The 17,453-nt window shown below is 64.6% G+C and carries 17 protein-coding genes; 7 read left to right on the forward strand and 10 right to left on the reverse strand.

The features are described from left to right. The first annotated feature begins 49 nt into the window (after positions 1–49). The 5 genes from BMY71_RS16860 (at position 50) to BMY71_RS16880 (ending at position 5,267) form a co-directional block, all read left to right on the forward strand. On the forward strand, positions 50–1,204 hold the full coding sequence (locus BMY71_RS16860) for an ABC transporter ATP-binding protein (RefSeq protein WP_092685279.1): 1,155 nt from the start codon (positions 50–52) through the stop codon (positions 1,202–1,204). Further along, on the forward strand, positions 1,197–2,144 hold the full coding sequence (locus BMY71_RS16865) for a carbohydrate ABC transporter permease (protein ID WP_092685281.1): 948 nt from the start codon (positions 1,197–1,199) through the stop codon (positions 2,142–2,144). The genes BMY71_RS16860 and BMY71_RS16865 overlap by 8 nt, the downstream gene beginning before the upstream one ends. Next, a complete protein-coding gene (locus BMY71_RS16870) occupies positions 2,141–2,977 on the forward strand; it encodes a carbohydrate ABC transporter permease (protein WP_175557698.1) in 837 nt (278 codons plus the stop codon). Before BMY71_RS16865 ends, BMY71_RS16870 begins: the two co-directional genes overlap by 4 nt. Before the next feature lie 31 nt (positions 2,978–3,008). Further along, positions 3,009–4,289 carry an ABC transporter substrate-binding protein gene (locus tag BMY71_RS16875; protein ID WP_092685283.1) on the forward strand — a complete coding sequence of 427 codons (1,281 nt, stop codon included), beginning with the start codon at positions 3,009–3,011 and terminating at the stop codon, positions 4,287–4,289. A 153-nt stretch (positions 4,290–4,442) separates the two neighbouring features. Beyond that, positions 4,443–5,267, forward strand: coding sequence for a phosphodiesterase (locus BMY71_RS16880; RefSeq protein WP_092685285.1), 825 nt, complete (start codon positions 4,443–4,445; stop codon positions 5,265–5,267). Between the two features lie 34 nt (positions 5,268–5,301). Here the strand turns inward: BMY71_RS16880 and BMY71_RS16885 are convergent, their stop codons facing one another. Next, entirely contained in the window at positions 5,302–6,057 is a 756-nt protein-coding gene (locus BMY71_RS16885) for a tetratricopeptide repeat protein (RefSeq protein WP_092685287.1), read from the reverse strand. Positions 6,058–6,239: 182 nt separating this feature from the next. On the opposite strand from BMY71_RS16885, the gene BMY71_RS16890 reads away from it, so the two are divergent. Next, a complete protein-coding gene (locus BMY71_RS16890) occupies positions 6,240–6,917 on the forward strand; it encodes a nitroreductase (protein ID WP_092685289.1) in 678 nt (225 codons plus the stop codon). A gap of 213 nt (positions 6,918–7,130) precedes the next feature. On the opposite strand, the gene BMY71_RS16895 is transcribed toward BMY71_RS16890, so the two are convergent. The 3 genes from BMY71_RS16895 to BMY71_RS16905 all read right to left on the reverse strand — a co-directional run bounded on the left by BMY71_RS16895 (position 7,131) and on the right by BMY71_RS16905 (position 10,539). Continuing rightward, on the reverse strand, positions 7,131–8,462 hold the full coding sequence (locus BMY71_RS16895; RefSeq protein WP_092685291.1) for a replication-associated recombination protein A: 1,332 nt from the start codon (positions 8,460–8,462) through the stop codon (positions 7,131–7,133). A 185-nt stretch (positions 8,463–8,647) separates the two neighbouring features. Further along, positions 8,648–10,042 (reverse strand): DegQ family serine endoprotease, encoded by a 1,395-nt coding sequence (locus BMY71_RS16900; RefSeq protein WP_092685293.1) that lies wholly within the window; start codon positions 10,040–10,042, stop codon positions 8,648–8,650. Positions 10,043–10,146: 104 nt separating this feature from the next. Further along, positions 10,147–10,539, reverse strand: a complete 393-nt coding sequence (locus BMY71_RS16905; RefSeq protein ID WP_011503557.1) for a winged helix-turn-helix transcriptional regulator — start codon at positions 10,537–10,539, stop codon at positions 10,147–10,149. Between the two features lie 119 nt (positions 10,540–10,658). Between BMY71_RS16905 and BMY71_RS16910 the strand changes: the two genes are divergently transcribed. Next, positions 10,659–11,675: a zinc-binding alcohol dehydrogenase family protein gene (locus tag BMY71_RS16910; protein ID WP_092685295.1), complete on the forward strand. Its 1,017-nt coding sequence runs from the start codon at positions 10,659–10,661 to the stop codon at positions 11,673–11,675. 513 nt (positions 11,676–12,188) lie between these two features. On the opposite strand, the gene rplQ is transcribed toward BMY71_RS16910, so the two are convergent. From rplQ to secY, 6 genes are all read right to left on the reverse strand, one after another. Next, on the reverse strand, positions 12,189–12,602 hold the full coding sequence (gene rplQ, locus BMY71_RS16915; RefSeq protein WP_092685297.1) for a 50S ribosomal protein L17: 414 nt from the start codon (positions 12,600–12,602) through the stop codon (positions 12,189–12,191). A 119-nt stretch (positions 12,603–12,721) separates the two neighbouring features. After that, the gene (locus BMY71_RS16920; protein ID WP_011503560.1) at positions 12,722–13,741 is read right to left on the reverse strand and encodes a DNA-directed RNA polymerase subunit alpha; all 1,020 of its coding nucleotides are present in this window, start codon (positions 13,739–13,741) and stop codon (positions 12,722–12,724) included. A 135-nt stretch (positions 13,742–13,876) separates the two neighbouring features. Then, complete coding sequence (rpsK, locus tag BMY71_RS16925) at positions 13,877–14,266, reverse strand: 30S ribosomal protein S11 (protein ID WP_011503561.1); 390 nt, start codon at positions 14,264–14,266, stop codon at positions 13,877–13,879. Positions 14,267–14,388: 122 nt separating this feature from the next. Beyond that, entirely contained in the window at positions 14,389–14,757 is a 369-nt protein-coding gene (rpsM, locus tag BMY71_RS16930) for a 30S ribosomal protein S13 (protein WP_011503562.1), read from the reverse strand. A 188-nt stretch (positions 14,758–14,945) separates the two neighbouring features. Beyond that, the gene (locus BMY71_RS16935; RefSeq protein ID WP_092685298.1) at positions 14,946–16,031 is read right to left on the reverse strand and encodes an adenylate kinase; all 1,086 of its coding nucleotides are present in this window, start codon (positions 16,029–16,031) and stop codon (positions 14,946–14,948) included. Next, positions 16,028–17,359, reverse strand: a complete 1,332-nt coding sequence (secY, locus tag BMY71_RS16940; protein ID WP_092685300.1) for a preprotein translocase subunit SecY — start codon at positions 17,357–17,359, stop codon at positions 16,028–16,030. Before secY ends, BMY71_RS16935 begins: the two co-directional genes overlap by 4 nt. Positions 17,360–17,453: the final 94 nt, after the last annotated feature.

The following is a 17,453-nucleotide window of genomic DNA, read 5'->3' on the forward strand; positions in this document are numbered from 1 at the left end:
GCCGGCCTTAGCCACGTGCACATCGATCTCAATCGAGGAGCACGGCGGCATGGCAAGGATCGAACTCAACGCGATCCGAAAATCTTTCGACACCACGGACGTGTTGAAGGGCGTCGATCTGGCGATCGAGGACGGCGAATTCGTCTCGCTGGTCGGGCCGTCCGGCTGCGGCAAATCGACGTTACTGCGGATCATTGCCGGACTCGAACAGCAGAGCACCGGCGAAGTGCGGATCGGCGGCCGGCCCGTCGATGGCGTGCGGCCGAGCCAGCGCAATCTCGCGATGGTGTTCCAATCCTACGCGCTGTATCCGCATCTCAGCGTCTACGACAACATCGCAGTGCCGCTGCGGATGAAGCGGCTGTCGACGCTCGAGCGGATGCCGGTGCTCGGCCGGCTGCTGCCGAACCGCCACCGCGTTGAGCGCGAAATCCGCGGCGAAGTCGAACGCGTCACCGACCAGCTCGAACTGTCGGCCTTTCTGAAGCGCAAGCCCGGGCAGCTCTCCGGCGGGCAGCGCCAGCGGGTCGCGGTCGGCCGCGCGATCGTGCGCCAACCGGTGGCGTTTCTGTTCGACGAGCCGCTGTCGAATCTCGACGCCAAGCTGCGCGTGCACATGCGCGCCGAAATCGCCCAGCTGCATCGCCGGCTCGGCACCACCTTCGTCTACGTCACCCACGATCAGGCCGAGGCGATGACGATGTCCGGCCGGATTGCGGTGATGATCGGCGGCGAATTGGTGCAGGTCGGCCGTCCAGCCGAAGTCTATGACGACCCGCGCGACATCCGCGTCGCCGAGTTCGTCGGCAGCCCGAAGATCAACATTTTGCCGGGCCATCTCCGCGCCGATGGTCAGGTCGAAATGCTGGGGTACCCGCTCGGCCTCGCCGGCTCCGGTCTCGCGCGTCCCTGCCGCGCCGGCGTCCGCCCCGAGCGGATCGAACTCGGCGCCGGCGCATTCTGCGGCGCCGTAGTGCATGTCGAGAACATGGGCGCCGAGGCCTTCGTGCATCTCGGCGTCGACGGCCTCGCGACCCCGGTGCTGGCGCGGATCGGCGATGTCCGGCAACTGCCGCCGCTCGGCAGCAGCGCGCGGTTCGGCTTCGCGCCCGACGCCGTGCGGCTGTTCGACGCCGCCGGCAAGCGGATCGAGACCCGGCTTACGGCAGCGCCGCAGCGCGCGCGGGAGGTGGCGGTTGTCTGACGTCGCCTCTACGCTCGGCCCGATCACGCTCGCCCGCCCCGCGCCGACCGCCGTCGCCCGCCACCGGCCGCGACTGCGCAACGCCGCCGCCTACGGGCTGGTCGGGCCGGCTTTCGTGCTGATGCTGTTGATGCTGCTCGGGCCGCTCGCCGGCGTGATCGCGCTGTCGTTCACCGACTATCAGCTCGGCGCGCCGTCGTTCGCCTGGACCGGGCTCGCCAACTATCAGGAGATGGTCGCCGACAAAGTGTTCTGGATCTCGCTGACCAACACGCTGACCTATGTGGTGATCGTGGTGCCGGGCGCGGTCGGCCTCGGCCTCGGCGTCGCGTTGCTGATCCAGAGCGGCGACGGGCTGCGCGGCTTCTATCGCACCGTGTATTTCCTGCCGGTGATGGCGACGCTGATCGCGATGGCGATCGTCTGGGAGTTCATGCTGCATCCGCAGTTCGGGCTGGTGAACGGGCTACTGCGCAGCGTCGGCCTGCCCGCGCATAGCTGGCTGCAGGATCGCGATACGGCGCTGTTGTCGCTGTGCGTGATCGGGATCTGGCAGGCGCTCGGCTTCAACATGGTGCTGTTCCTCGCCGGCCTGGTATCGATCCCGAAATCGCTCTACGACGCCGCCGAGATCGACGGCGCCGGCAGCGCGTGGTCGCGGTTCCGGCTGGTGACGTGGCCGTTGCTCGGACCGGTCACGGTGTTCGTCGTCGTCATCACCGGCATCCGTTCGTTTCAGGTGTTCGACACCGTCCACGTCCTGACCAAGGGCGGGCCGTCGAAATCCACCGACGTGCTCATCCACACCATGTACATGGAAGGCTTCGAGTTCTTCCGCTCCGGCTACGCCGCAGCGCTGACCGTGGTGTTCCTGGTGTTCGTGCTGGCGCTGACCCTGGTCAAGGCCCGCCTCGCCGCCCGACAGGTCCACACCTCATGATCACCTCCATCAGACCGAACCCCTGGGCGATGCTGCGCCATGCCGTGCTGCTGTGCGGAGCACTGATCGTGCTGACGCCGTTCATCTGGATGATCTCGACCGCGTCGAAGCCGCCGTCGGAAATCTACTCCAGCGACGTGCATCTGATCCCGCATCATTTCGCGCTGTGGGAGAATCTGCGTGAAGCCTTCGCCAAGGCCGATCTCGGCCGGTTCCTGCTCAACGGCCTGATCGTCACGGTGTCGATCTTCGTGCTGCAGCTGCTGATCGCGCTGCCGGCGGCCTATGCGCTGGCCAAGCTGCGCTTCGTCGGTCGCAAGACGCTGTTCGCGCTGGTGCTGTTCGGCATCCTGATCCCGCCGCAGGCCACCGCGATCCCGGTGTTCCTGCTACTGCACCAGATCGGCGCGCTCGACAGCTACGCAGCATTGGTACTGCCCTTCACCATCTCGGTGTTCGGCATCTTCCTGATGCGGCAGTTCTTCATGACCGTGCCCGACGATCTGATCGACGCGGCGCGGATGGACGGCATCTCCGAATTCGGCATCGTCTGGCGGGTGATGCTGCCGACCGCGCTGCCGGCGGTCACCGCCTTCGGCATCTTCTCGGTGGTGGCGCACTGGAACGACTATTTCTGGCCGCTGATCGTGCTCAACAGCCAGCAATTCTACACACCGCCGCTCGCGGTGGCGCATTTCCGCAACGCCGAGGCCGGAACCAATTACGGCCCGCTGATGGCGGCGGCGCTGGTGATCATCACCCCGCTGGTGATCGCCTTTCTGCTCGCGCAGCGCCGCTTCATCGAAGGCATCACCTTCACCGGCCTCAAGTAACCACGTCCCTCTCACACAAGGAGATCTATCGATGCTACGAAACTGGATGGTGGCGGCGGCCTTCTCGCTCGCCGCCGGTGTTGCCCACGCGCAGACGCAGACCGAAGTCGTGCTGCAATATCCCTATCCCGAGCTGTTCACCGAGACCCACAAGCAGATCGCAGCCGAATTCGCCAAGATGCGCCCGGAGATCAAGGTCACGCTGCGCGCGCCCTATGAATCCTACGAGGAAGGCACCCAGAAGATTCTGCGCGAGTCCGTCACCAATCAGCTCCCCGACGTCACCTTCCAGGGCCTGAACCGCGTTCGCGTGCTGGTCGACAAGAACATTCCAGCCGAGCTCGACGGCTACATCGCCGCCGAAAAGGACTTCGACAAGCAGGGCTTCCATCAGGCGATGTACGACATCGGCACCGCCAGCGGAAAGGTCTACGCGCTGCCGTTCGCGATCTCGCTGCCGATCGTCTACGTCAACCTCGATCTGGTGAAACAGGCCGGCGGCGATCCGAACAATCTGCCGACGAGCTGGGACGGCCTGATCGATCTGGCCAAGAAGATCAAGGCGCTGGGTCCGGAAACCAATGGCATCACCTATGCCTGGGACATCACCGGCAACTGGCTGTGGCAGGCGCCGGTGTTCTCCCGCGGCGGCAGCATGCTGAACGCCGACGAGACCAGGGTGGCGTTCGACGGTCCGGAAGGCCAGTTCGCGATGAAACAGATCGCTCGCCTGGTCACCGAGGGCGGCATGCCGAACCTCGACCAGCCGTCGATGCGCGCGACCTTCGCGGCGGGCAAGACCGGCATCCACATCACCTCGACCTCCGATCTCAACAAGACCACGCAGATGATCGCCGGCAAGTTCGCGCTGAAGACCCACACTTTCCCGGACGTGGTGACGCCGAACGGCCGGCTGCCGGCCGGCGGCAACGTGGTGCTGATCACCGCCAAGGACAAGGCCAAGCGTGACGCTGCCTGGGAAGTCGTGAAGTTCTGGACCGGGCCGAAGGGCGCCGCGATCATGGCGGAGACCACCGGCTACATGCCGCCGAACAAGCTCGCCAACGACGTCTATCTGACGGACTTCTACGCGAAGAACCCGAACAACTACACCGCGGTCAGCCAGCTCGCCCTGTTGACCAAATGGTACGCGTTCCCCGGCGACAACGGCCTGAAGATCACCGACGTGATCAAGGACCACCTCAACTCGATCGTCAACGGCGCGCGGGCCAAGGAGCCCGAGGCGGTGCTCGCCGACATGACGAAGGACGTCCAGAAACTACTGCCGAAATCGGTCGGCGCCGCGCGCTGACACGCAACGATTTGAGCGGAGCGGGCCAGCCCGCTCCGCTTTCATTTCACGAGGACGCCATGAAACTGATCGAGCTCAGCGATATCCATCAGACGACGCCGGGGTGGAAGGCTCGCCCGACGACAAAGCCTGGAACCGGGAGACCATGATCCGATGAAGTTCGTCATCCTGACCGACACTCATTTCGTCGCGGCCGGCCGCCGCATCTACGGGCTCGATCCCGCCGAACGGTTGCGCGCGGCGATCGCCTGCATCAACCGTGACCATCCCGAGATCGCATTCGTGATCGTCACCGGCGATCTCGCGCATTGGGGCGAGGACGCCGCCTATGACGCGCTCGCCGCCGTGCTCGGCGAATTGCGCGCGCCGACCTTGCTGCTGATGGGCAATCACGACAAGCGTGACGGTTTTTCGCGTTACTTCCCCGGCGCCGCGCACGATGCCGGCGGCTTCTTCCAGACCATGCAGGTGTTCGACGCCGCCACCATCGTGACGCTCGACACGCTGAACGAAGCCGCGCCCAATCACGAGGGGCTTCTGTGCGACGCCCGGCTGGATTTCCTCGCGCACGCGCTGAGCTCGGCGCCGACCGACCGGCCGCTGCTGCTGTTCCAGCATCACCCGCCGTTCGACACCGGGCTGCGCTACATGGACACGATCCGGCTCGCCAATCCGGAGGCCGAATGGGACGTGATCGCCCGGACGCGGCGGCCCGACTATTTGTTCATGGGCCATCTGCACCGGCCGATCGCCGGCGTCTGGCGCGGCATCCCGTTCCACATCCAGCGCGCGCTGGCGCATCAGGTCGCGTTCGATCTGGTCGCCGAGGGCCATATCCCCGGCTCGCACGAAGCGCCGGACTACTCGCATGTCAGCGTCGAGGCGGACCGCATCGTGATCCACCAGCGCTCCTTTCTCTACGACGGTCCGCTGTTCTCGCTGCACGACAAGGCCGCACTCGATCGCGCGGCGTTCTGAAACCTCACAACGACGGCCGGGTTCCCCGGCGTCGTTACTTGCATTGCGCGGTGTTGCGCAGCAGCGCGAGATCGCTGGCGACGTTGCTGGAGGGCTTGCGCTTGCCGGCCTCATCGGCCGCGGCGCAGGCGGCGGCGGCATCGCCGGCCTGCAACCGCGCGAAGCCGAGATTCGACCACGCGTCGGCGAGATCGGGCGTATCCGCGATCGCCTGCTCCAGCACCGCGCGCGCCTCCTGCGGGCGCTTGGCGATCAGCAGCGCACGGCCGTGATCGGCCAGCAGCGGCTTCAGCGGATGCGGCTGCTTGCGCGCGCGTTTGAACAATTCGTCGGCGTAGTCGATGTCGTTGAAGCGCATCATCGCGACGATTGCGAAGCCGTGATAGACGGCGCTCTCGTCCGGCGCCAGCAGATAGGCCTGGTTGAAGCGGAGCGCGGCTTCGGAGGCATTGCCCTTGCTGATCGCGCGCCAACCGCGCAGGCTGGTCTCCTCGAACGCCTTCTGCCGCGAGCCGGTCGCCGCGACGAGAGCGCTGACGAATTTCTCGTCGGCGGCGCGCTGCTCGGGCGTCTTGGCGGCAAAGCCGAAGAACGGCTGCTGATTGACCGGCGCCGAATAGGTCTTGCGCGTCACCTGCACGCCCGGCGCGACCTCGACAGCGTCGGCGCGCGCGGGCGGCGCGGCGATCAGCAATGCCGCTGCAACGAAGGCGATTGCCGCGACCGAGGCGAGCCGCTGACTTCGGCGCGTGGCCGACGCGTTGTTCGGTATCGTGGAGAAGCGTCGCATTGATGATGTCCCGGCCATTGCGCCTGTCATGCCCGCACGAGTCTAGCATGTCGGCTGCGCGCGCGCCGCTGCGCAGTGCTCCCGTCACGCGGAATAGCAGCGTTACGCCTGCCTTGCGTGCCGATGGGGAAACCGCGAATATCCGGGCCAATTCAGAAACCATCCGGGGGAAGCTTAGACAGATGCAGTTTGATGACGTGATTCTCGGTCGACGCAGCATCCGCGGTTACAAACCCGATCCGGTCCCCAGGGCGTTGATCGAGGAGATCATTACTTTGGCGATGCGCGCGCCGTCGTCGATGAACAGCCAGCCGTGGAATTTCTACGTCGTCACCGGCGAACCGCTGGATCGGATCCGCGCCGGCAACACCGAGCGGATGGTGGCCGGCGTCCCGCAGTCGCGCGAATTCCGCATTGGGCAGCCGTTTGCAGGCCAGCACCGCGACCGGCAGGTCGGCGTCGCCAAGCAATTATTCTCCGCCATGGGGATCGCGCGCGACGACAAGGATGCGCGGCAGGACTGGGTGCTGCGCGGCTTCCGTCAATTCGACGCGCCGGTCTGCGTGATCGTGACCTATGACCGCGTGCTGGACGGCAGCGACGACACGCCGTTCGATTGCGGCGCGGTGGCGAATGCGCTGGTCAATGCCGCATGGTCGCGCGGGCTGGGCGCCGTGATCAACAGCCAGGGCATCATGCAGTCGCCGGTGGTGCGCGAACACGCCGGCATCGCCGACGATCAGATCATCATGAAGAGCATCGCGCTGGGCTGGCCGGATGACGATTTTCCCGCAAACGCGGTGGTGTCGGAACGCAAGTTGGTCGACGAAGCCGCGGTGTTCGTCGGATTCGAGACCTAATCGCGCACGGACGGTTCCCACACGCAATGTCATTCCGGGGCGGCCAGCACGCACCGCAGGTGCGTGATCGTAGAACCCGGAATCTCGAGATTCCGGGTTCGCATGCCTGCCGGCATGCGCCCCGGAATGACGGTGTATGGAACAGTGCCGCGTAGCCCGGGTGAGCGCAGCGACAGCCGGGGTCTTCCCCGCATGTCGCTATGCTCATGCGAGCTACAGGTCTTTCATGGCGCGCAGCTTCGCCCAATAATCCAGCCGCTTGCGGATTTCGCGCTCGAAGCCGCGGTCCGGCGGATCGTAGAAGATCTGGTGCCCGAGCGCGTCCGGGAAGTACTCCTGGCCGGAGAAGCCTTCCGGCGTGTCGTGGTCGTATTGATAACCGCCGCCATAGCCTTCGGATTTCATCAGGCCGGTCGGCGCGTTGAGGATGTGCTTGGGCGGCAGCAGCGAGCCGCCCTGCTTCGCGGCGCGCATCGCGGCTTTGTAGGCGGTGTAGGCAGCGTTGGATTTCGGCGCGGTGGCGAGATAGATCACCGCCTGCGCGATCGCGAGTTCGCCTTCGGGGCTGCCGAGAAAATCATAGGCGTCCTTCGCCGCGTTGCAGATCACCAGCGCCTGCGGATCGGCGAGGCCAATGTCCTCGACCGCCATCCGCACCACCCGGCGCGCGAGGAACAGCGGGTCCTCGCCGGCGTCGAACATCCGGCACAGATAGTACAGCGCCGCATCCAGATCGGAGCCGCGCACCGATTTGTGCAAGGCCGAGATCAGGTTGTAGTGGCCGTCGGCGGATTTGTCGTAGATCGGCGCGCGGCGCTGCAGGATCTCCTGCAACTGCGCGGCGTTGAAGATTTCGCCTTCACGGGCCGAACGCCAGACCTCTTCGGCGAGCGTCAGCGAGGCGCGGCCGTCGCCGTCCGCCATCCGCACGAGCACCGCCCTCGCCTCGGCGTCGAGCGGCAGCGCGCGACCTTCGACGCGCTCGGCATTCGCGAACAGCTGCTCGATCGCCGCGGCATCGAGCGACTGAAACACCAGCACGCGCGCGCGCGACAGCAGCGCGGCATTGAGTTCGAACGACGGGTTCTCGGTGGTGGCGCCGACCAGCACCACGGTGCCGTCTTCCATCACCGGCAGAAACGAGTCCTGCTGCGCCTTGTTGAAACGATGTACCTCGTCGACGAACAGCAGCGTGCCGGTGCCCATCTCGCGGCGCGCCCGCGCGGCGTCGAACACTTTCTTGAGGTCGGCAACGCCGGAGAACACCGCGGAGATCTGCTCGAAGTGCAGTTCGGTGGCATCGGCCAACAGCCGCGCGACCGTGGTCTTGCCGGTACCGGGCGGCCCCCAGAACACCAGCGAGCCGAGCGTGCGCGTCGCCAGCATCCGGGTCAGCGCGCCGTCGGGGCCGAGGATGTGATCCTGGCCGACGACATCGCCCAGCGCGCGCGGCCGCAACCGGTCCGGCAGCGGACGCGGCGCGTCGCGCTCGAGGCCGGCGGCGGCGAACAGGTTGCTGGTCTGCGTCGGGCGCTTCGGGCTCATCCGCTTGTCCTGGCGTCATCCTGAAGTGCTCGCCCGGCAAAACGAGCCTCGAAGGATGGCCGCGCATCGTGAGCATCCTTCGAGGCTCGGGCTGCGCCCTCGCATCTCAGAATGACGTTGTGCCTTGAAGGCGCATGATCTGTTCCGAAAGCCGCTAACCACTTTTCGGGATCATGCGGTCCTCCTCATCCGCCGAGCGTGACGTTGATCTGCTGGCCGCCGCGAACCAGCGTGATGCGCCACAGTCGCGCGGATTCGTTGGTGATACGATCGAGATCGCTGGTTTTGCCGATCCGCTTGTTGTTGACCGCGACAATGATGTCGCCCTTCTGGAAACCGACATTCGCGGCGGTGGCGTCGTCGGCAAGTTCGGTGACGACCACGCCTTCGACGCTCGGGTCGAGCCGCATCTCATCGGCGATCGCCGGCGAGATGTTGGCGATCTTGGCGCCCTGGAACGGCGAGCGCGCGGTCAGCACGATCTCGTCGCGGCCGGTGTCCGGCGCGGTTTCGAGCGCGATGGTGAGCTTCACCGGCTTGCCGGCGCGCTGCGCGTCGATCAGCGCAGTGCCGCCGAGCGGCCGTGTCGCGAAGCGATAGTCGAACGCATTCGGATCATCGATCGGGAAGCCGTCGACCGCGACGATCAGATCGGACAGTTTCAAACCGGCCTTCTCCGAGGGACTTCCCTTGGTGACGCTCGCCACCAGCGCGCCGCTCGGCCGCTTCAGGCCGAGCGTCTCGGCGATCTCCGGCGTCACCGCCTGCAGCCGCGCGCCGAGCCATGGCCGTTTCACCGCCTTGCCGCCGCCCTTGGCCGAGGCGATCACCACGCGCACCATGTTGGCCGGGATCGCAAAGCCGATGCCCTGCGAGCCGCCGGAGCGCGAGAAGATCGCGGTATTGATGCCGACCAGCTTGCCGGTCATATCGACCAGCGCGCCGCCGGAATTGCCGGGATTGATCGCGGCGTCGGTCTGAACGAAGAACTGATAGTCGGTGATGCCGACCTGCGTGCGCGCCAGCGCCGAGACGATGCCGTGCGTCACGGTCTGACCGACGCCGAACGGATTGCCCATTGCGAGGACGAGGTCGCCGACCAGCAGATCATCGGAATTCGAAAGTTCGAGTGTCGCGAATTTTTCCTTGGTGTCCTTGAGCCGCAGCACCGCCAGATCGGTGCGGCTGTCCTTCAGCACGATCTCGGCTTCGAACTCGCGCTTGTCGGCGAGCGCCACCTTGACCTGATCGGCGCCGTCGATGACGTGATTGTTGGTGACGACCAGACCCGACGGATCGACCATCACGCCAGAGCCGAGCGAGCGCTGGATCTGCTCCGGCTGCGGGCCGCCGCCGCCGAAGAAGCGGCGAAAGATCGGATCTTCGAGCAGCGGATTGCGGTTCTGCACCACCTTGGCGGCGTAGACGTTCACCACAGCCGGCTGGGCGTGCTGGACGATCGGCGCGTAGCTCAGCTTGACCTCGCCCAGCGACGACGGCAGCCGCCGCTCCTGCGCCGCGACCGGCGTCGCCAGCGCGATCGACAAACAAAGTGCGGTCAGCGTTCGGATCGAGATCATGTTTGTGAATCCATTCGAGGCTCGTCAGCGGCGCAGCAGATATAGTCCGCATGTCCGCAAAGGAGAAGGATAAGGCCGGCAAAAGCCTGTCTGGCACGAGGCGATCAGACGGTGGTCGCCTGGTCGGCGGCTTGGGTTGCGGACGACGGCGGCTGCCCCGTGAGCTGTTGCTGCCGGGCGCGGTGATCCTCGCCCCAGCGCTTCAGCGCGTCGATCACCGGCCGCAGCCGCAGTCCGGTCTCGGACAGCGCGTATTCGACCCGCGGCGGCACTTCGGCGAACACCTGGCGGGTGACCAGATCGTCCTCCTCGAGCGCCCGCAATTGCTTGGTCAACATCCGCTGCGTGATGCCCGGCATCCGCTTGCGCAACTCGCCAAACCGCAGCCGGCCCTCCTGCAGATGGTACAGGATGATGCCCTTCCATTTGCCGTCGATCAGGTCGAGCGTGACCTCCACCGGGCAGCCGGGTCCGCAGCTGACATCGCGACGTTTCATGAGCTTCGTCCAATAGTATCCGATCGGTGACTATATCCCCGAAATGACAGTACTTGCAATGTCGACTGCATGGAGACACTTAGCCGTGGCGACTGCGCTGACAGAGAATGGAGCGAACGATGAAAGCTATCGGCTATACGAAACCCCTTCCGATCGACGACGCTGATGCCCTGATCGATTTCGATACGCCGCGGCCCGAGCCCGGCCCGCGCGATCTGCGCGTCGCGGTGAAGGCGATCTCGGTCAACCCGGTCGACTTCAAGGTCCGCAACCGGGCCGCACCGCCGGCAGGCGAGACCAAGATCCTCGGCTACGACGCCGCCGGCGTGGTCGAAGCGATCGGCAGCGACGTCTCGCTGTTCAAGCCGGGTGACGAAGTGTTCTACGCAGGCTCGATCCAGCGCCCCGGCACCAATGCCGAATTTCATCTGGTCGACGAGCGCATCGTCGGCCGCAAGCCGACCACCCTCTCGTTCGCGCAGGCCGCGGCGCTGCCGCTGACCTCGATCACCGCGTGGGAATTGCTGTTCGACCGGCTCGGCGTGCGGCCGGGCAAGGCCTACGATCCGCGCACATTGCTGATCACCGGCGGGGCCGGCGGCGTCGGCTCGATCCTGATCCAACTCGCGCGAAAACTCACGTCGCTGACCGTGATCGCGACCGCATCGCGGCCCGAGACCGAGACATGGTGCCGCGCGCTCGGCGCCAATGCGGTGATCGATCATTCCAAGCCGATGAAGCCGCAGATCGACGCGCTGAAGCTGCCGCCGGTGGCGCTGATCGCCAGCCTCATCGGCACCGAGCAACACTTTCCGGCGCTGGTGGAGATTCTCGCGCCGCAGGGCAAGATCGCATTGATCGACGATCCGGCGTCGCTGAATCCGATGCTGCTCAAGCTGAAATCCGCATCGCTGCATTGGGAGGCGATGTTTGTGCGCTCGACCTTCACGACCGCCGACATGATCGCGCAGCACGATCTCCTGAACGAAGTCGCCGATCTGATCGAAGCCGGCGTGCTGCGCACCACGCTGGAGCAGACCTTCGGCGCCATCAACGCAGCGAATCTCAAGCGCGCCCACGCGTTGCTCGAGAGCGGAAAATCGGTCGGCAAGATCGTGCTGGAGGGGTGGGAGTAGCCCCTGCACTCCGCGAGTCATTCGGGGGCGCGAGCGCAGCTCACGAACCCGGAATCTCCCTCCTTGCGCGACGTGTCTCACGCCACGCAAAACACCTCGGGATTCCGGGTTCGCTCGCTTTCGCGAGCGCCCCGCAATGACGGGGTTAGAGCGTTTTCAAGCGAAGTGGAGACCGGTTCGCGTGAAGAAAACGCGTCAGAACAAAAATTAAGAGCTCCGGTTCTGATTCGATCAGAACCGGACCTGCAGCTCGACACACAACTACCGTCATCGCCCGGCTCGACCGGCGCCCCTGTATCCCAGAGCGATCGTGAGTATCTCCGGCGCTCTGGAATACTGGGTCCCCGCTTTCGCGGGGATGACGGCTGGAACGGTACGACGTCCCCGTCCTGATCACACGGCCTTACGAAGCTACACTCATTATGGCTGCGACGATCTCGATGGCGGCCGCCAGCGACAAAAAAGGCGGCGCTTGCGGCGCCGCCTTTTGAAACTCAAACGTTGTCGCTGGATTTATGCCGCTTCGGCGCCGTCCTGCGCAGGACCGGAGTCCTTGCCCTTGGCGTCTTCGTCGCGGTCGACGAATTCAATCACCGCCATCGGGGCGTTGTCGCCGTAGCGGAAGCCCGCCTTGATGATGCGGGTGTAGCCGCCGTTGCGATCCTTGTAGCGGGGCGCCAGCACGCCGAACAGCTTCCTGACCTGATCGAGGTCGCGCATCTCGCTGATCGCCTGGCGGCGCTTGTCGAGGCCGCCCTTCTTGCCGAGCGTGACCAGCTTCTCGACGATCGGCCGCAATTCCTTGGCCTTCGGCAGCGTGGTGACGATTTGCTCGTGCTTGATCAGCGCGGCGCACATATTGGCGAACATCGCCTTGCGGTGTTCGGCGGTGCGGTTGAGCTTCCGATGAACCTTGCCGTGACGCATTGTGAACTTCCTTCAGTTTGTCCCGACGGTTCGTCGGAGTAGCTCAGGTGGGCAGCCTGCGTTCGCCCGGAAGCGAGAACGGCGAACAGCCTCAGCTATTCGCCATCCCCTCTTCGTTCTCAGTAGTGATCTTCGAAGCGCTTGGCGAGCTCGTCGATGTTCTCCGGCGGCCAGCCCGGCACTTCCATGCCGAGATGCAGGCCCATCTGCGCCAGCACTTCCTTGATCTCGTTCAGCGACTTGCGGCCGAAGTTCGGAGTGCGCAGCATCTCTGCTTCCGACTTCTGCACCAGATCGCCGATATAGACGATGTTGTCGTTCTTCAGGCAGTTCGCCGAACGCACCGACAGCTCGAGCTCGTCCACCTTCTTGAGGAAAGCCGGGTTGAAGGCGAGATCCGGAATGATCTCCTGGGTGACTTCCTTGCGCGGCTCTTCGAAGTTGACGAAGACGTTGAGCTGATCCTGCAGAATGCGGGCGGCGAACGCCACCGCGTCATCCGGCGTCAGCGCGCCGTTGGTCTCGACCGTCATGGTCAGCTTGTCGTAGTCGAGGATCTGGCCCTCGCGGGTGTTCTCGACCTTGTACGACACCTTGCGAACCGGCGAATACAGGCTGTCGACCGGGATCAGGCCGATCGGCGCGTCCTCGGGACGGTTACGCTCGGCGGCGACGTAGCCCTTGCCGGTGTTGACGGTGAACTCCATGCGGATCTCCGCGCCCTCGTCCAGGGTGCAGATCTGCAGGTCGGGGTTCAGCACGACGATATCGCCGACGGTCTGGATGTCGCCGGCGGTGACGACGCCCGGACCCTGCTTCTTGACGACCATCCGCTTCGGGCCTTCGCCCTGCATCTTCAGCGAGATGTCCTTGATGTTCAGCACGATGTCGGTGACGTCCTCGCGCACGCCGGCAATCGAGGAGAACTCGTGCAGCACGCCGTCGATCTGCACCGACTGCACCGCAGCGCCCTGCAGCGAGGACAGCAGCACGCGCCGCAGCGCGTTGCCCAGCGTCTGGCCGAAGCCGCGCTCGAGCGGCTCGGCGACCAGCGTCGCGAACCGCGTCGCATCACTGCCCGGCGAAACCTGAAGCTTGTTCGGTCGAATCAGTTCTTGCCAATTTTTCTGGATCGTCACTGTCTCACCTTCCTGGCCAGCCGAGCGCCGCCGAAAATTACAGGCGCGGTCACTAGCGATGGAAACTGCGGATCAATCCGCGCCAAAGTATCGAAAGCCGTCGCGGGCGGCCTGGGGCCACCCGCGATGGAAAAATCACACCCGGCGGCGCTTGCGCGGCCGGCAGCCATTGTGCGGGATGGTGGTGACGTCGCGGATCGAAGTCACCGTGAAGCCCGCCGCCTGCAGCGCGCGCAGCGCCGACTCACGACCAGAACCCGGACCCGCCACCTCGACTTCCAGGGTGCGCATACCGTGCTCCTGAGCCTTCTTGGCGACGTCTTCCGCCGCGACCTGCGCAGCGTAAGGGGTCGACTTGCGCGAGCCCTTGAAACCCATCGTGCCGGCCGACGACCAGGCGATCGCATTGCCCTGCGCGTCGGTGATGGTGATGGTCGTGTTGTTGAACGACGAGTTCACATGCGCGATTCCCGACGCGATGTTCTTACGTTCGCGACGACGAATGCGTGTGGTTTCCTTGCCCATAGTCTACCTTTCCCGTGATCTCAACGCCGCCGTAACGCCAGCGGCTCCACCAAAAAACGAATGGCGAAAAGTGCGTCGCGAATAGAGCCCTATTCGCCACGCACCATCCGCTATTCGCAAAATTACTTCTTCTTGCCGGCGATCGCCTTGGCCGGACCCTTGCGGGTGCGCGCGTTGGTATGGGTGCGCTGACCACGCACCGGCAGACCGCGGCGATGACGCAGGCCGCGATAGCAGCCGAGGTCCATCAGACGCTTGATGTTCATGCCGGTCTCGCGGCGAAGGTCGCCCTCGACCAGATAGTCACGGTCGATGACTTCGCGAATCTGAAGAACCTCGGCGTCGCTGAGCTGATTGACGCGACGATCCACAGGGATCTTCACCTTCTCGATGATGTCAGCGGCATTCTTCTGGCCGATGCCATGGATGTACTGGAGCGCGATCAGCACGCGCTTGTTGGTCGGGATATTCACGCCGGCTATACGGGCCACAGACTTCTCTCCTGTCACCGACCGCACCGGGCCGGCTGATCTTTTGCTATCTCGGGCTGGCGTTCACAAACGCGAACACGACGCCATCCCCTTGGTCGTTCTGGGGCCCGGCATCGTCTGAAACCTATCCGACGGGATATCGGGCCCTATTAAAGGATTCCGTTTCGTTTCGTCAACCGAATCCAGTTTCAAGCTCGCTTTTTCGTGACCTTCTTCGCCTTCTTCGCGACGGGCACGGTTGCCTTCTTGCCTGACTTGCTTCCGGCCTTGGCCCCGCCCTTCGGGGTCGCAGCCTTGGCCTTCGCGTTGGACTTGGCCTTCAAATCAACCTTGGCCTGAGATTTGGCCTTGGCCGGAGCCTTGCCAGTCACCTTCTTGCCAGTCACCTTCTTGCCAGTCGCCTTTTTGGTCGGCGCCTTAGCGGGCTTTTTAGCAGTCTTTTTCGTCACTTTCGCCGGCTTCTTCACACCGGCCGCGGCCTTCTTGGCGGCCTTTTTGGCGGTTACGGCCTTGGCCGGAGCCTTCTTGGCAGCCTTCTTCGCAGATGCCTTCTTGCTCGAAGTCTTGTCGCTAACCGACTTATCCTTCGATGTTTTTTTGGCTGATGCCTTGCCGGCCGGCTGCTTTACGCTCTTCTTCACCGAACGCTTGGCGGCGGCGGTCTTGGCGGCCTTTTTGTCGTTGGCCTGGCCGAGCGCGCCGAGGATGCGGCCGATCTCGCGGGTGACCTCGTCGATCGTCATCATGCCGTCGACAGTCAGAAGCTTGCGCTTCTCCGAATAATACTCGACCAGCGGTTCGGTCTGGGCACGGTAGGCGCTGAGTCGCTTCGACAGCGCCTCGGCGTTGTCATCGGCGCGCGGCTCCTCGCCCCGTTCCCGCATCTCGGCGACGCGGGTCTCGACGCGGGCCAGCAGCGCGCTCTCGTTGACGCGCAGTTCGACCACTGCGTCGAGGCCGATCCGCTTGTCCTTCAGCAGCCGATCCAGCGCCTCGGCCTGCGGCACGGTGCGCGGAAAGCCGTCGAGGATGAAGCCGTTGGCAGCGTCAGACTGCTCGATTCGATCCGAGATGATTCCGATCACGACCTCGTCCGGCACCAGGCCGCCGCTCGCCATGATGTCCTTGGCCTTCAGTCCGACCGGCGTTCCCGCAGCGACGGCGGCCCGCAGCATGTCACCGGTCGAGAGCTGAACGATGCCGTACTGCTGAACCAGACGAGCCGCCTGCGTCCCCTTGCCCGCTCCAGGCGGCCCGAGAAGGATCAGTCTCATTTCTTGCGGCCCCTGAGTTTCGACTTCCGGATCAAGCCTTCATACTGGTGCGCCAACAGATAGCCCTGGACCTGGGCCACAGTATCCATCGTGACGCTGACCACGATCAGAAGCGAGGTTCCGCCGAAGTAGAACGGCACCGAGGCGTAAGAGATGAGAACTTCCGGAATAAGACAGACGATCGCCAGATAGATAGCGCCGACCGCAGTGATACGCGACAGTACGAAGTCGATGTACTCGGCGGTGCGCTCGCCGGGACGGATGCCCGGAATGAAGCCGCCGTGCTTCTTCAAATTGTCCGCGGTCTCGGTCGGGTTGAACACGATCGCGGTGTAGAAGAATGCGAAGAACACGATCATCGCGATGTAGAACAGCAGGAACAGCGGACGGCCGTGCCCGAACTGGGTGACGATCCACTGGAACCAATCCGGGCCGGTGCCGGAATTGAAGCTCGCGATCGTGGTCGGCAGCAGCAGCAGCGACGATGCGAAGATCGGCGGGATCACGCCCGAGGTGTTCAGCTTCAGCGGCAGATGCGAGGACTGGCCCTCGAACATCTTGTTGCCGACCTGGCGCTTCGGATACTGGATCAGCAGCCGACGCTGCGCCCGCTCCATGAACACGATGAAGGCGATCACGACGACGGCCATCACCAGCACGACCAGGATCAGACCGGTCGACAGCGCGCCCTGACGGCCGAGCTCGAGCATGTTGGCCAGCGCAGAGGGCAGCTCGGCGACGATGCCGGCGAGGATGATCAGCGAGATACCGTTGCCGATGCCGCGCGAGGTGATCTGTTCACCAAGCCACATCAGGAACATGGTTCCGCCGGTCAGCGTGATCGCGGTCGACAGCAGGAAGAAGGCGCCGGGCTCCGACACCACGTTGCCGGCGCCCTGCAGGCCGACGGCAATGCCGTAGGACTGGAACGCAGCCAGGATCACCGTCAGATAGCGGGTGTACTGGTTCAGCGTCTTGCGGCCGGACTCGCCTTCTTTCTTCAGCGCCTCGAGCTGCGGCGACACCGTGGTCAGCAGCTGCACGATGATCGATGCCGAGATGTACGGCATGATATTGAGCGCGAAGATCGCCATGCGGTGAATGCCACCGCCGGCGAACATGTTGAACATGCCGAGAATGCCGCCGGCCTGCGACTTGAAGACCTGTTCCCAGACGGTCGGATCGATACCGGGCAGCGGGATGTACGTGCCGAGTCGATAGACCAGCAGCGCGCCGAGCGTGAACCAGATCCGCTTCTTGAGCTCCTCGGCCTTGCCGAGCGCCGAAAAATTAAGGTTTGCCGCTAATTGTTCCGCTGCAGAGACCATGTCCGGCTTTCTCCCGCGCTACTCGTCCCGTGGTGCCGCAGGATGCGGGCGGCCGAGTCAGTGCCGGGCATCAATTTGGTGCGCAACTGTCGTA

The sequence above is a fragment of the Rhodopseudomonas pseudopalustris genome (assembly GCF_900110435.1).
In the GTDB taxonomy this organism is placed as follows: Bacteria; Pseudomonadota; Alphaproteobacteria; order Rhizobiales; family Xanthobacteraceae; genus Rhodopseudomonas; species Rhodopseudomonas pseudopalustris.

Bases quoted from the DNA above. Each gene is read 5' to 3' on its own strand.
- BMY71_RS16895 (WP_092685291.1), bottom strand. From the start codon at position 8,462: ATGAGCCCGAAGCGCCCGACGCAGACCAGCAACCTGTTCGCCGCCGCC.
- BMY71_RS16905 (WP_011503557.1), bottom strand. From the start codon at position 10,539: ATGAAACGTCGCGATGTCAGCTGCGGACCCGGCTGCCCGGTGGAGGTC.
- BMY71_RS16885 (WP_092685287.1), bottom strand. From the start codon at position 6,057: ATGCGACGCTTCTCCACGATACCGAACAACGCGTCGGCCACGCGCCGA.
- BMY71_RS16880 (WP_092685285.1), top strand. From the start codon at position 4,443: ATGAAGTTCGTCATCCTGACCGACACTCATTTCGTCGCGGCCGGCCGC.
- rpsK (WP_011503561.1), bottom strand. From the start codon at position 14,266: ATGGGCAAGGAAACCACACGCATTCGTCGTCGCGAACGTAAGAACATC.
- BMY71_RS16900 (WP_092685293.1), bottom strand. From the start codon at position 10,042: ATGATCTCGATCCGAACGCTGACCGCACTTTGTTTGTCGATCGCGCTG.
- BMY71_RS16935 (WP_092685298.1), bottom strand. From the start codon at position 16,031: ATGAGACTGATCCTTCTCGGGCCGCCTGGAGCGGGCAAGGGGACGCAG.
- rplQ (WP_092685297.1), bottom strand. From the start codon at position 12,602: ATGCGTCACGGCAAGGTTCATCGGAAGCTCAACCGCACCGCCGAACAC.
- BMY71_RS16910 (WP_092685295.1), top strand. From the start codon at position 10,659: ATGAAAGCTATCGGCTATACGAAACCCCTTCCGATCGACGACGCTGAT.
- BMY71_RS16870 (WP_175557698.1), top strand. From the start codon at position 2,141: ATGATCACCTCCATCAGACCGAACCCCTGGGCGATGCTGCGCCATGCC.
- BMY71_RS16875 (WP_092685283.1), top strand. From the start codon at position 3,009: ATGCTACGAAACTGGATGGTGGCGGCGGCCTTCTCGCTCGCCGCCGGT.
- BMY71_RS16890 (WP_092685289.1), top strand. From the start codon at position 6,240: ATGCAGTTTGATGACGTGATTCTCGGTCGACGCAGCATCCGCGGTTAC.
- BMY71_RS16860 (WP_092685279.1), top strand. From the start codon at position 50: ATGGCAAGGATCGAACTCAACGCGATCCGAAAATCTTTCGACACCACG.
- secY (WP_092685300.1), bottom strand. From the start codon at position 17,359: ATGGTCTCTGCAGCGGAACAATTAGCGGCAAACCTTAATTTTTCGGCG.